Annotated in this window: 12 protein-coding genes and 1 tRNA gene; 11 read left to right on the forward strand and 2 right to left on the reverse strand. The window is 74.2% G+C overall.

Translation table 11 applies throughout. The features are described from left to right. The 6 genes from tdh (at position 1) to ABZ858_RS10615 (ending at position 5,812) form a co-directional block, all read left to right on the forward strand. Positions 1 to 1,029, forward strand: coding sequence for an L-threonine 3-dehydrogenase (gene tdh / locus ABZ858_RS10590; protein ID WP_361374835.1), 1,029 nt, complete (start codon positions 1 to 3; stop codon positions 1,027 to 1,029). Positions 1,030 to 1,072: 43 nt separating this feature from the next. After that, a complete protein-coding gene (locus ABZ858_RS10595; RefSeq protein WP_361374837.1) occupies positions 1,073 to 2,272 on the forward strand; it encodes a glycine C-acetyltransferase in 1,200 nt (399 codons plus the stop codon). A 121-nt stretch (positions 2,273 to 2,393) separates the two neighbouring features. Continuing rightward, the gene (locus tag ABZ858_RS10600; RefSeq protein WP_361374839.1) at positions 2,394 to 3,296 is read left to right on the forward strand and encodes a LysR substrate-binding domain-containing protein; all 903 of its coding nucleotides are present in this window, start codon (positions 2,394 to 2,396) and stop codon (positions 3,294 to 3,296) included. A 51-nt stretch (positions 3,297 to 3,347) separates the two neighbouring features. Further along, positions 3,348 to 3,707, forward strand: coding sequence for an MmcQ/YjbR family DNA-binding protein (locus tag ABZ858_RS10605; protein ID WP_361374841.1), 360 nt, complete (start codon positions 3,348 to 3,350; stop codon positions 3,705 to 3,707). A gap of 539 nt (positions 3,708 to 4,246) precedes the next feature. Further along, positions 4,247 to 5,608, forward strand: coding sequence for an MFS transporter (locus ABZ858_RS10610; RefSeq protein WP_361374843.1), 1,362 nt, complete (start codon positions 4,247 to 4,249; stop codon positions 5,606 to 5,608). Between the two features lie 130 nt (positions 5,609 to 5,738). Continuing rightward, a tRNA-Pro gene (locus tag ABZ858_RS10615) sits at positions 5,739 to 5,812 on the forward strand. A 125-nt stretch (positions 5,813 to 5,937) separates the two neighbouring features. Here the strand turns inward: ABZ858_RS10615 and cynR are convergent. Beyond that, positions 5,938 to 6,906 carry a transcriptional regulator CynR gene (gene cynR / locus ABZ858_RS10620; protein ID WP_361374845.1) on the reverse strand — a complete coding sequence of 323 codons (969 nt, stop codon included), beginning with the start codon at positions 6,904 to 6,906 and terminating at the stop codon, positions 5,938 to 5,940. Positions 6,907 to 7,052: 146 nt separating this feature from the next. On the opposite strand from cynR, the gene ABZ858_RS10625 reads away from it, so the two are divergent. The 5 genes from ABZ858_RS10625 (at position 7,053) to ABZ858_RS10645 (ending at position 11,084) form a co-directional block, all read left to right on the forward strand. Further along, positions 7,053 to 7,658: a carbonic anhydrase gene (locus ABZ858_RS10625; protein ID WP_361374847.1), complete on the forward strand. Its 606-nt coding sequence runs from the start codon at positions 7,053 to 7,055 to the stop codon at positions 7,656 to 7,658. A 123-nt stretch (positions 7,659 to 7,781) separates the two neighbouring features. Continuing rightward, on the forward strand, positions 7,782 to 8,252 hold the full coding sequence (cynS, locus tag ABZ858_RS10630) for a cyanase (protein ID WP_361374849.1): 471 nt from the start codon (positions 7,782 to 7,784) through the stop codon (positions 8,250 to 8,252). Between the two features lie 104 nt (positions 8,253 to 8,356). Then, positions 8,357 to 8,857 (forward strand): nucleoside deaminase, encoded by a 501-nt coding sequence (locus tag ABZ858_RS10635; RefSeq protein WP_361374851.1) that lies wholly within the window; start codon positions 8,357 to 8,359, stop codon positions 8,855 to 8,857. Positions 8,858 to 9,075: 218 nt separating this feature from the next. Then, the gene (locus ABZ858_RS10640) at positions 9,076 to 10,425 is read left to right on the forward strand and encodes a sensor histidine kinase (protein WP_361374853.1); all 1,350 of its coding nucleotides are present in this window, start codon (positions 9,076 to 9,078) and stop codon (positions 10,423 to 10,425) included. Next, the gene (locus ABZ858_RS10645; RefSeq protein WP_361374855.1) at positions 10,422 to 11,084 is read left to right on the forward strand and encodes a response regulator transcription factor; all 663 of its coding nucleotides are present in this window, start codon (positions 10,422 to 10,424) and stop codon (positions 11,082 to 11,084) included. Before ABZ858_RS10640 ends, ABZ858_RS10645 begins: the two co-directional genes overlap by 4 nt. 82 nt (positions 11,085 to 11,166) lie before the next feature. On the opposite strand, the gene ABZ858_RS10650 is transcribed toward ABZ858_RS10645, so the two are convergent. Then, on the reverse strand, positions 11,167 to 12,648 hold the full coding sequence (locus ABZ858_RS10650) for a cytosine permease (protein WP_361374857.1): 1,482 nt from the start codon (positions 12,646 to 12,648) through the stop codon (positions 11,167 to 11,169). Between the last annotated feature and the right edge of the window lie 40 nt (positions 12,649 to 12,688).

Consider the following 12,688-nt stretch of genomic DNA (forward strand, 5'->3'; position numbering starts at 1 on the left):
TTGAAGGCGCTGGTCAAGGAGAAGGCGGAGCCCGGGCTGTGGCTCGCGGACGTGCCCGAGCCCGCCGTCGGGCCCGGGGACGTCCTGATCAAGGTCCTGCGGACCGGTATCTGCGGCACCGATCTGCACATCCGGGCCTGGGACGGCTGGGCGCAGCAGGCGATCCGCACCCCGCTCGTGGTCGGCCACGAGTTCGTCGGCGAGGTCGTCGCCACCGGCCGTGACGTCACCGACATCGCGGCCGGCGACCGGGTCAGCGGCGAGGGCCATCTGGTGTGCGGCAAGTGCCGCAACTGCCTGGCCGGACGCCGCCACCTGTGCCGCGCCACCATCGGCCTGGGCGTGGGCCGCGACGGCGCGTTCGCCGAGTACGTCGCCCTGCCCGCGAGCAACGTGTGGGTGCACCGCGTCCCCGTCGACCTCGACGTGGCCGCGATCTTCGACCCGTTCGGCAACGCCGTGCACACCGCGCTGTCCTTCCCGCTGGTCGGTGAGGACGTGCTGATCACCGGCGCCGGACCGATCGGCCTGATGGCGGCGGCGGTCGCCCGGCACGCGGGGGCGCGCAACGTCGTGATCACCGACGTGAGCGAGGACCGGCTGGAGCTGGCCCGCAAGATAGGGGTCAGCCTCGCCCTCAACGTGGCCGAGTCCTCGATCGCCGAGGGACAGCGCTCGCTCGGCCTGCGCGAGGGCTTCGACATCGGCCTGGAGATGTCCGGCCGCCCCGAGGCGATGCGCGACATGATCGCCAACATGACGCACGGCGGCCGGATCGCCATGCTCGGCCTGCCCGCCGAGGAGTTCGCGGTCGACTGGGCCCGGATCGTCACCTCCATGATCACCGTCAAGGGCATCTACGGCCGGGAGATGTTCGAGACCTGGTACGCGATGTCGGTGCTGCTGGAGGGTGGCCTCGACCTCGCCCCGGTGATCACCGGCCGGTACGCGTACGGCGACTACGAGGCGGCCTTCGCCGACGCCGCGAGCGGCAGGGGCGGCAAGATCATCCTCGACTGGACCGTCTGACCCCCGCCCCGTCCCGCCCCGCCAGCACCTCCAAGGAGCCCCGATGTTCGACTCCGTGCGCGACGACCTGCGCGCCACCCTCGACGAGATCCGCGCCGCCGGACTGCACAAGCCCGAGCGGGTCATCGGCACCCCGCAGTCCGCGACCGTCGCCGTCACCGCCGGCGGCCGGCCCGGCGAGGTGCTCAACTTCTGCGCCAACAACTACCTGGGCCTGGCCGACCACCCCGAGGTCGTCGCCGCCGCCCACGCCGCCCTGGACCGCTGGGGCTACGGCATGGCCTCCGTGCGCTTCATCTGCGGCACCCAGGAGGTGCACAAGGAGCTGGAGGCCCGGCTGTCGGCGTTCCTCGGCCAGGAGGACACGATCCTCTACTCCTCCTGCTTCGACGCCAACGGCGGTGTCTTCGAGACGCTGCTCGGCGCGGAGGACGCGGTGATCTCCGACGCCCTCAACCACGCCTCCATCATCGACGGCATCCGTCTGTCCAAGGCCCGCCGCTTCCGCTACGCCAACCGCGACATGGCCGACCTGGAACGCCAGCTCAAGGAGGCCGACGAGGGCGGCGCGCGCCGCAAGCTGGTCGTCACCGACGGCGTCTTCTCCATGGACGGCTACGTCGCCCCGCTGCGGGAGATCTGCGACCTCGCCGACCGCTACGACGCGATGGTCATGGTCGACGACTCGCACGCCGTCGGCTTCGTCGGCCCCGGCGGGCGCGGCACCCCCGAACTGCACGGCGTCATGGACCGCGTCGACATCATCACCGGCACCCTCGGCAAGGCGCTCGGCGGCGCCTCCGGCGGCTACGTCGCCGCCCGCGCCGAGATCGTCGCCCTGCTGCGCCAGCGCTCCCGGCCGTACCTGTTCTCCAACACCCTCGCCCCGGTGATCGCGGCGGCCTCCCTGAAGGTCATCGACCTGCTGGAGTCGGCCGACGACCTGCGGGTCCGGCTGCGCGAGAACACCGCGCTGTTCCGGTCGCGGATGACCGAGGAGGGCTTCGACGTCCTGCCCGGCGACCACGCCATCGCACCCGTGATGATCGGCGACGCGGCCGAGGCCGGCCGGATGGCGGAACTGCTCCTGGAGCGGGGCGTGTACGTGATCGGCTTCTCCTACCCGGTGGTGCCGCAGGGGCAGGCCCGCATCCGCGTGCAGCTGTCCGCCGCGCACTCCACCGCCGACGTGAACCGCGCGGTGGACGCGTTCGTCGCGGCCCGCGCGGAGCTGGCGGGCTGACGGCTTCCGGCTGCGCGGTCGGCCGACCTGGGATCGGCCGATCCGGGCGGGCGTCCGGAGTCCGGTGGCCGATGTCCGGTGAACGGTGACCGCCGGCCGGTGGGCTTGCGATAATCGGGGCATGATCGAGGCGCGGCGGCTGCACATCCTCCGGGCGGTGGCCGACCACCGTACGGTGACGGCGGCTGCCGCCGCGCTCTACCTCACGCCCTCGGCGGTCTCCCAGCAGCTGACCGCCCTGGAGCAGGAGACCGGCCACCGGCTGGTGGAGCGCGGCGCCAAGGGCGTACGGCTGACCCCGGCCGGTGAGATCCTGCTCAGCCACACCAACGCGGTCCTCGCCCAGCTGGAGCGGGCGGAGGCCGAGCTGGCGGCCTACGGCTCGGGCGAGGCCGGCACGGTCACCGTCGCCTCCTTCGCCACCGGCATCGCCGACGTGGTCGCCCCGGCGGTGGCCCGCCTGGCCCGCACCGCGCCCGGCATCCGCATCCGCGTCCGGGACGCCGAGGGCGACGCGAGCCTGCCGATGGTGCTGGACCGGCAGCTCGATGTGGCGGTCGCCGTGGAGTACCGGGGCGCGCCGTCCGCCGACGACCCCCGCCTCACCCACCTCCCGCTGTACGCCGAGCCCTTCGACGCGGTCGTGCCGGTCGCCCACCGGATGGCGGCCGCCCCCGAGGTCCCGCTCGCCGAACTGGCCAAGGACGCCTGGATCGGCCCGTACCCCGGCAACCCCTGCCATGACGTGGTGGTCCTGGCCTGCGAACACGCCGGATTCCAGCCGCGCCTCGAACACTCATCCGATGACTTCCGCGCGGTCGTGGCCCTCGCCTCGGCCGACGCCGGCGTGGCCCTGGTGCCGCGCTCGGCGCTGCGCGGCATGGACCTCACCGGCGTGGTGGTGCGCCCGGTGGACGGTGCGGCACCCACACGCCGGGTGTTCGCCGCCGTGCGCCGGGGCGCCGAGGGGCACCCGCTGATCCGCCCGGTGCTGGACGCGCTGGGCGAGGCGGCACATCCGTGACGCGCCTGCGGGACGGTGCCGCTGTCAGTGGCAGCGGTTAGCGTGCCGGGCATGCCGGATGCCGAAGACGTACGCCGTATCGCCCTGTCCCTGCCCGACACGGCGGAGAAGACCGCCTGGAACATGCCCACGTTCCGGGTCGCGGGGAAGATGTTCGCCACGCTGCCCGAGGACGAGACCTCCCTCGCCGTGCGCTGCCCCAAGGAGGAGCGCGCCGAACTGGTCATGGCCGAGCCCGGGAAGTTCTGGATCGCCGGCCACGAGGCCCAGTTCGCCTGGGTGCGGGTCCGGCTGGCCGCGCTGGAGGACGAGGCCGAACTGAGCGACATCCTCGCCGACTCCTGGCGGCAGGCGGCCCCGCCCCGACTCCTCGACGCCCACCCGGGGCTGGGCCTGCCCGGCGCGCGCTGAATCCCCCCGGGGGAAATCGCCTCGGGCGTTGTCAGCGGGCCGTGGCATGATCCGGAGGAACAGGGGCGGCACGAGGACGGGCGGGGGCCCGGCCCGGACGCCGCCTGGACACGGGGGACAGGCAGGGGCGGGAGCGGGGGCGGGGATCGGCCGGGAGGGGAGCGTCACAGGGGATGACCGGTACGTCATCGCCGTCGTCGCCGGGTGAGGCGGGGACGGCGCACGAGGCCGTACCGCCGGACGGGGCTGCCGGACGGGAGACCGTGCCACCGGGCGTGGCTGCCGGGCGGGAGGCTGTACCGCCGGGCGTGGGCGCCGGGCGGGAGGCTGTACCGCCGGGCATGGCTGCCGGGCGGGAGGCCGTGCCACCGGGCGTGGGCGCCGGGCGGGAGGCCGTACCGCCGGACGGATTCTCCGGACGGGAGGCCATGTTGCTGGGCGGAGCCACCGGAGGGGAGGCCGTGCCACCGGGCGGAGCCTCCGGGCGGGAGACCGTGCCACCGGGCGTGGGCGCCGGGCGGGAGGCTGTACCGCCGGGCGTGGCTGCCGGGCGGGAGGCCGTGCCACCGGGCGTGGGCGCCGGACGGCCGGACGGCCCGTCCCGCTTCGGGTTCCCGGCCGGGGACCGAACCGGTGCGCGGGAACGGCCCGTCTGGTCACGGGACTTCGCGCTGTTCTTCGCCGCACGGGCCGTCGCCCGCCTCGGTGACACCATGCTGCCCGTGGCGCTCGCCGCGGGCCTGCTCCAGCACGGGTACGGCGCGGGCGCGGTCGGCCTCGCCATGGCCTCCACGGCCGCAGCCTTCGCCGGACTGGTGGTCTTCGGCGGTGTCATCGCCGACCGGTTCAGCACCCGCAAGCTGATGATCGGCGCGGATCTGGTGCGCCTGGGCACCCAGTCCCTGGCCGCGGTCCTCTTCTTCACAGGCCACGTGGTCCTGTGGGAGATCTGCGTGATCGGCCTGGCCAACGGCGTGGCCGGCGCGGTCTTCCAGCCCGGCGTGGCCAGCACGGTGCCCAGGCTGGCCGCCGACATCCAGGCCGCCAACGGCGCGATACGCGTCGCCGAGTCCACCGCGCAGCTCGCCGGCCCGGCGGTCGCCGGTCTCCTCGTCGGTCTCGCCTCGCCCGGCGGGGTCTTCGCCGCCCACGCCGCCACCTACGCGACCAGCGCCCTGTGCCTGCTGCTGCTCAGACTGCCCCCGCCGCCACCCGGCGCGAACCCGGTCGCCGGGCACGGAGCGGGCACCTTCACGTCCGATCTGGTCGACGGATGGCGGGAGTTCAGGGCCCGGTCCTGGCTGTGGGGGGTCATCGCCGTCTGGTGCCTCTACATGATCGCCGTCTGGGGTCCGACCGTTCCGCTGGTGGCCACCGAGGTGGTGCGGCAGCACGGCCCGCGCGCGTACGGCCTGATCAACTCCGCGCTGGGCGCGGGCACCGTCGTCGGCGGGTTCCTGGCGCTGCGGCTGCGGCCCCGCCGGATGCTGCGGGCCGGCGCGGTCGCCCTCTTCGCCTTCGTCTGGTTCCCGGCGGCCGTCGGGGCCGGGCTCGGCGTGGGGGCCATGGCGGCGGGGGCCGCCGTCGCCGGGGCCGGCATGTCCTTCTGGGGCGTGATGTGGGCGACCAGCGTCCAGACCCAGGTCCCCTCGGACGTTCTCAACCGCATCCACGCCTACGACGTGGCGGGCTCCCTCGCCATGATGCCGGTCGGCCAGGCACTCGCCGGACCGGCCGCCTCGGCACTGGGCGCGGACCACGTACTCCTCGTCTCCGCGGCGATCAGCCTCGTGGTGCCGGCCGCGCTGCTCGCCGTACCCGCGATCCGCGACCTCGTCCGCGCCGACGCCCACGGCCTCCACGGCCCCCATGGCCCGCGGACACGCCCCGCGCGGCCCTGACGGCGGCGCCACGGCGCCCGGCCGGGACCGGATGGCCGGTCATCGGGAAAGGGGTGCGCGACCACCGACCCGAGTGCGGTATTGTTCTCATGCGCGTTCGGCCCGGGGAAACCCCAGGTCAGACGGGCAACGGGACGTGGCGCAGCTTGGTAGCGCACTTGACTGGGGGTCAAGGGGTCGCAGGTTCAAATCCTGTCGTCCCGACTCTGCTCTTCGCAGGTCGCAGGCCGTTCTCTCGCAACGCGGGAGAGCGGCCTTCCGTGCGTCCCGGGGCAAACGGCCGCCGTCCGACCCGGTCGCCTCGGCGGCGTCACGACGGGCCGCGGCTTCTACGGCGACTGCGCCTCCACGTCCTGAGCGGGCCGGTCCCCGGCCCCGGTGTAGCCGCGGGCGCGCACCACCTCGTGGGTGAGGCGGGTGAAGGCGTGGGCGGCGGCGCTCCGGTAGCCGCCGGCGCGCCGCAGCAGGGTGACGGTACGGGCCGGCAGCGGCGGTTCGAGGGGGACCGGGGTGAGGTGCGGATGGTCGTCGGTGATGGCGTCGGGGAGCACGGTGGCGACCGGGGTGCGCCGGACGATCTCCACCAGGGCCTGGATGGAGTTGGCCTCCACCGCGATCCTCGGGTGCACCCGGTGCGCGGCGAAGTGGGCGTCGATGTGCACGCGGGTGGCGAAGTCCCCGCTGAGCAGCGCGAGCTGACGCTCTGACAGGTCCTGGATCGGCAGCGGACCGGGGTGGCCGGTCTGCGCAGTGCCGTCGTGTTCCTCGTCCTGGCCGTGGGCGCCCGTGACGAGGCTCAGGTTCTCCGTGAACAGCGTCGTGGCGGCGATGCCCGGCAGATGGGGGCCGGCGAAGGCGATCCCGAGGTCGAGGTCGTCGGCGAGCAGCGCCGACTCGATGCGGTCCTGGGCCATCTCCTGGACGTCCAGGGTGATGCCGGGGTGCCTGCCGTACAGCTCGGCCACCAGGGGGCCCACCAGATAGGCGGTGAACGTCGGTGTCACCGCCAGGCGCAGCTGGCCGCGGGAGAGGTCCCGGACGTCCTCGACGGCCCGCCGCCCGGCCTCCAGGTCCCGCAGCGCCCGGCGGGCGTGGTACGCGTACGTCTCGCCCGCGTCGGTGAGCCGCACACTGCGTCCCGTGCGGTCGAGGAGCTGCACCCCCACGGTCCGCTCCAACTGCCTGACCTGCTGGGACAGGGTCGGCTGGGAAATGCGCAGCTCTTCGGCGGCGCGGGTGAAGCTGCCGTGCTCGGCCACGGCGAGCAGGTAGCGCAGATGTCGCAGTTCCAGAGCCATGGGGCCACTGTAGCGCCGTATAGATGAGAGCAATGGCAGGCATGAGTACTACGTCTTGGACTCTATAGGTGCAGCTCATGCATGGTGGATCCATCGAGCCCGACGAGCCCTACCGGCCCGGAACCCACCGAAAGGAGTGATCACCCATGCGCGACCTCGCCGAGGGCGTCACGCGATTCCAGCGGGACGTCCACCCCGCCAAGGCGGACCTGTTCGCCCACCTCGCCGCGCACCACGCACCGCACACGCTGTTCATCGGCTGCTCCGACGCCCGGGTCGTCCCCGAGCTGATCACCGCCAGCGAACCGGGCGAGCTGTTCGTGGTCCGCACCGCGGGCAACCTCGTTCCCGCCCACGCCCCGGGCGCCGACGCGGTCACGGCGGCCATCGAGTACGCCGTCGCCGTCCTCGGTGTCAGCGACGTCGTCGTGTGCGGACACTCCGGCTGCGGCGCCATGACGGCCCTGGCCGAGCACCACGACCTCAGCGGCGCGCCCGCCCTCGCCCAGTGGCTGCGGCACGCGGACGCCTCCCGCGCCCGTACCGCCGTACCCGGGGACGTCCCCGCCCTGGTCCGCCAGAACGTCCTGGCCCAGCTGGCCAACCTGGCCACCCACCCCCCGGTCGCCCGCGCCCTGGCCGAAGGCGCCCTCACCCTGCGCGGCTGGGTCTACGACATCGCCACCGGCGGCGTCGAGACCGTCGAGACGATCGCCCCCGCCGGCGCCCGGACCACGGCCCCCGCGGCCTGACCCCCACCGCGCCCCACCCGCGCACACAGCACCCCAAACCCCCCACACCCTCACGCTTCCGTTCCGTCGCGTCGCGCCGGGACGGGTCTCCCCCCACCCTTGGAAACAGGAAGGAACACCCTCATGGTGCACGCCCAGTTCGACCCCGCGGCCCGTCAGGCCGTCGCCATCGCCGCCGTCGAGGCCAAGACCCGCAAGGACCTCACCTGGCAGCAGATCGCGGACGCGTCCGGCCTGTCGCCCGCCTTCACCACCGCCGCCCTGCTCGGCCAGCACGCGCTGCCCGAGCAGGCCGCGCGGGCCGTCGGTGAGCTGCTGGACCTGGACGCCGACGCGGTGGCGCTCCTGCAGACGATCCCGACCCGCGGCTCCATCCCCGGCACCGTCCCCACCGACCCGACCATCTACCGCTTCTACGAGATGCTCCAGGTGTACGGCACCACGCTCAAGGCGCTGGTCCACGAGCAGTTCGGGGACGGGATCATCTCCGCGATCAACTTCCGGCTGGACGTCAAGAAGGTCGCCGACCCCGAGGGCGGCGAGCGTGCCGTGATCACCCTGGACGGCAAGTACCTGCCCACCAAGCCGTTCTGACCGGCTCGTTCGCACCGACGCTCCGGGGCGGACCCTCCCGTCCGCCCCGGCCGTCACCCCGCACCCCCGCCCCCGGGCCCCCGCCCCGACCGAAGGACCCCGTGATGGACTTCGCACAGCGCACCATCGACCTCGCCCGCCGCAACGTCACCGAGGGCGGCCGCCCGTTCGCGACCGTCATCGTCAAGGACGCCGAGGTCCTCGCGGAGAGCGCCAACAAGGTCGCCCAGACCTCCGACCCCACCGCGCACGCCGAGATCCTCGCCATCCGCGCGGCCTGCACCGAGCTGGGCACCGAGCACCTCGTCGGCACCACGATCTACGTCCTCGCCCACCCCTGCCCCATGTGCCTGGGCGCGCTGTACTACTGCTCGCCCGACGAGGTCGTCTTCCTCACCACCCGCGACGCCTACGAGCCGCACTACGTGGACGACCGCAAGTATTTCGAACTGGACACCTTCTACGGCGAGTTCGCCAAGGACTGGGACGAGCGCCGGCTCCCGATGCGGCACGAGCCCCGGGACGCCGCCGTCGAGGTCTACCGGCTCTGGCAGGAGCACAACGGCGGCGAACGCCGCGCGGCCGACGCCCCCACCGCGGTCTGAGACCCCGGGCCGTACCCCGCGGCAACGGGCGGTGGGGTCATCCGAACGGCTGACCCCACCGCCCGCCACCCGGGTGACAATGACAGTGCCCGCCCCAGCCGCCCCCGCCCTCGCGACCGCCGAGCCCGTCACCGAGCACCACCGAGCGTCACCGAGTACCACCGAAGGCCCGAGGCGCGGCCATGTCCGTACGTCCCGGCCAGGAGGAGCAGCAGCCCATGCCGTCCAGAAGCCGGCCCGTCCCCGGCGGCCCCGAGTCAGCCGGCTCCGAGTCAGCCGGCTCCGAGTCCGTCGTCGGCTCCGCGTCCGCCGGTCGCGAGGCCCGCAGGCTGGCGTTCGTCATCCACCTGGCGTTCCTCCTGCTGCTGGGCTCCGCCCTCGTACGCTATGTCGACCGGCACGCCGGCCGGCCGCAGGTGCCCGCCGTGCTGGCGCTCGCCGGCGTCCTGGCCCTGCTGTACGTCATCGGCCGCCGTACCGCGGTGGCCGCGGCCGGCGGCACCGGGACGGGTCCGGCGCCCGCCGCCCCCGAGGACCCCGGGGCGTCGGCCGCCCGGCCGTCACGCGCCGGACTGCTGTGGCTCGGCGCGGTGGTCGCGGTCTGGGCCGTACTGGTCGGCCTGGCGCCCAGCTTCGCCTGGTGCGCGGTACCCCTCTTCTACACCGCGCTGCGCACCCTGCCGCCGCGCGCCGCGTACGCGCTGGTGGCGTTCTTCACCGTCTTCGTGGTCGTCGCGCAACTGCGGCTGGCCGACCGCCTCGACGTGGACGTGCTGGTCGGCCCGCCGGCCGTCGCCGCGCTGGCGACCGCGGTCTTCACCCACATGGACCGGCAGGCCGGCCGCCAGGCCGCCCTCATCCGCGATCTGGTGCGCACCCGCCGGGAACTGGCCGCGACCGAGCGCCGCGAGGGCACCCTCGCCGAACGGCAGCGGCTGTCCATGGAGATCCACGACACCCTCGCCCAGAGCCTGTCCAGCCAGCGGATGCTGCTCCAGGCCGCCGACCGGGTGTGGGAGAGCGACCCGGGGCAGGCCAGGACCCATGTCCGCACCGCCGCGTCGATCGCCGAGCGCGGCCTCGCCGAGGCCCGCCGCTTCGTGCACGACCTGGCGCCCGCCGACCTCGCCGGAGGCGGCGGCCTGGAAGCCGCCCTGCGGGACCTGGCCGCCCGCGAGAGCACCGCCGACACCACCGTGACCTGCGTGGTCGACGGCGCCCCCGGGCCGCACGGCCTGCCGGACCGGGTACGGTCCGCGCTGCTGCGCATCGCCCAGGGCGCCCTGGCCAACGTCCGGGAGCACTCCGGTGCCACCCGGGCCGCCCTCACCCTCACCTACCTGGACGATCAGGTCCGGCTGGACATCGCCGACGACGGCCGCGGCCTCGACCCCGCCGCCCTGCCCGCGCGGGCCGCCGGGGTCCGCGGCCACGGCCTGCCCGCGATCCGCGCCAGGGCCGGCCGGCTGGGCGGCACCCTCACCGTCGAATCCGCGCCCGGCGACGGCACCGTCGTCTCCGCCGCCGTACCGCTGCCGCCCGCCACCGCGGAGGTCCCCGCGCCATGACCCGTGCCGCACCGACCGGGCCCGTGCCGCCGGCCCCCGTCCGGCTCGTGCTCTGCGACGACCACGCCGTGGTCCGCGCCGGGCTGCGCGCCCTGCTCGGCAGCGCCGCCGGCATCGAGGTGGTGGGAGAGGCGGACAGCGGCGCCGAGGCCGTGGCGCTCGCCGCGAAGCACGCCCCCGACGTGGTCCTCATGGACCTCCAGCTCGGCGACGGAATGGACGGGGTGGAGGCCACCCGCCTGATCACGGCGGCCTCCGGCGGCTCGGTCCACGTCCTGGTCCTCACCACGTACGACACCGACGCCGACGTCACCCGCGCCATCGCGGCCGGGGCCACCGGCTACCTGCTCAAGGCCGAACGCCCCGAGGAACTGTTCACGGCCGTCCACAGCGCCGCCGCGGGACGCACCGCCCTGTCCGCGTCCGTCGCCCACCGGGTCATGGCCCGGATGCGCAGCCCGCGCCCCGGCCTCACCGACCGCGAGCGCGACATCCTCGGCCAGCTCGCCCGCGGACTGACCAACCGGGACATCGCCAAGGCCCTCTTCCTGAGCGAGGCCACGGTCAAGACGCATCTGGGGCGCGTCTACGACAAGCTCGGCGTCGACACCCGCGCCGGCGCCGTGGCCGTCGCCAAGGAACAGCGCCTGCTGCCCTGACCGGCCCCACCAGAACGGACCGGCCGGGGGACTCACCGACTCACCACACCGACTCACCGACTCACCACACCGACTCACCGACTCACCGCACCCGGGCCGGACCGGCCTTCCGCATCAGGGCCGCGTGCAGGACCGCGTACAGGAGGGCGGCCACCACGAGGCCCACCGGCAGGGCCAGATCCAGTCCGCCCAGGGCGTGGGCGACCGGCCCGGTGAAATAGAGGGTGTCGACGCACAGGGTGGCCGCCGCGGTGCCGCCGAGGACCGCGACCGCGCCCGCCCAGTTGACGCCGCCGGTGTACCAGAAGGCGCTGCCGGGGGACTCGTCCATCAGGGCGGGGCCGTCGTAGCGGTTGCGGCGCAGCAGGATGTCGGTGGCGTAGACGGCCATGCTGGGGCCGAGCAGCGCGACGGTCAGCTGGAGGACGTTGTTCACGGTGTCGAGGAAGTTCGACACCAGCAGCGCGTACAGGGTCAGCGCGACGGAGACGGCGCCGTCGACGAGCACGCTCAGGGAGCGCCGGATGCGGATGCCGACGGCCTGCAGCGCCAGGCCCGCGCTGTACGCGGTCAGCGCGTTGACGGCGATCGTGCCGAGGATCAGCGCGAGCAGGAAGACGGGGTCGAACCAGGCCGGCAGGATCGTCCGCAGCGCGCTCTGCGGGTCGTCCATGTCGACCGCGGTCGCGGCGACCGCGCCCAGCGAGCAGACGACGGTGCCCGGCAGGAAGCCGCCCAGGGCGGTCCAGCCGACGATCGCCTTCGCGGACGTCGTACGGGGCAGGTAGCGGGAGAAGTCCGCGCTGGTGGTGTACGACAGCGGGCCCGACGCGACGAGGGTGATCCCGCCGAGGACGGCCGCCCACAGTCCGGTCCCGGTCAGCGGCCGGTCGGGGACGTGGGAGAAGTCGGCGTGCCGGACCACGGCGATGGCGACGCCGAGGAAGGCGGCGGTGAGGGCCAGGGTGATCGGCAGGTACAGCCTCATGATCAGCGCGTGGCCGAAGACGCTGATGGTGAGCGTCAGCGCGGCGATGGCGACCACGACGGCCACCTTGACACCCGTGTTCACCGGCAAGCCGGCCTCGCCGGCCAGGGAGAAGGCCGCCGTCGCGGCGGCGGCCAGGTTCAGCGCGAAGTAGCAGACGGAGATCGTCCAGCCGGTGACCGCGTTGTTCACCCGGTTGCCGCGGACTCCGTACATGGCCCGTGTGATCACTTCGCTCGGCGTGCCCGCCGCCGGGCCGGAGACGGACAGGACGCCGGTCAGCACCCAGAAGGCGTTGCCCATCACGATCACGGCCAGCGCCTGCCACAGGCTCAGGCCCGTCAGGACCAGCGCGCCGCCGACCACCAGGCTCAGGTAGTTCACGTTCGCCGCCGCCCACACCGAGAACAACTCCCGGGGGCGGCCCCGGCGTTCGGAGCCGGGGATGTGGTCGATGCCGTGCGCCTCGACCCGGGTGGAGCGGTCCGGGGACGGTGGCGGCGGCGGTGGTGGCGGCGATGGTGGTGCGCCGGGGCAGGCGTCGGGGTCCGGGTTCGGGTCGGGGCTGGTGGACACCGTTGTCCCTCCGGGTGCTGGTGGCCGCTTGCTTATTGGT

Origin of the sequence: Streptomyces sp. NPDC047017 (assembly GCF_040644175.1) — a bacterium.
Taxonomy (GTDB): domain Bacteria; phylum Actinomycetota; class Actinomycetes; order Streptomycetales; family Streptomycetaceae; genus Streptomyces.

Bases quoted from the DNA above. Each gene is read 5' to 3' on its own strand.
- ABZ858_RS10595 (WP_361374837.1), top strand. From the start codon at position 1,073: ATGTTCGACTCCGTGCGCGACGACCTGCGCGCCACCCTCGACGAGATC.
- ABZ858_RS10600 (WP_361374839.1), top strand. From the start codon at position 2,394: ATGATCGAGGCGCGGCGGCTGCACATCCTCCGGGCGGTGGCCGACCAC.
- ABZ858_RS10605 (WP_361374841.1), top strand. From the start codon at position 3,348: ATGCCGGATGCCGAAGACGTACGCCGTATCGCCCTGTCCCTGCCCGAC.
- cynR (WP_361374845.1), bottom strand. From the start codon at position 6,906: ATGGCTCTGGAACTGCGACATCTGCGCTACCTGCTCGCCGTGGCCGAG.
- ABZ858_RS10625 (WP_361374847.1), top strand. From the start codon at position 7,053: ATGCGCGACCTCGCCGAGGGCGTCACGCGATTCCAGCGGGACGTCCAC.
- cynS (WP_361374849.1), top strand. From the start codon at position 7,782: ATGGTGCACGCCCAGTTCGACCCCGCGGCCCGTCAGGCCGTCGCCATC.
- ABZ858_RS10635 (WP_361374851.1), top strand. From the start codon at position 8,357: ATGGACTTCGCACAGCGCACCATCGACCTCGCCCGCCGCAACGTCACC.
- ABZ858_RS10640 (WP_361374853.1), top strand. From the start codon at position 9,076: ATGCCGTCCAGAAGCCGGCCCGTCCCCGGCGGCCCCGAGTCAGCCGGC.
- ABZ858_RS10645 (WP_361374855.1), top strand. From the start codon at position 10,422: ATGACCCGTGCCGCACCGACCGGGCCCGTGCCGCCGGCCCCCGTCCGG.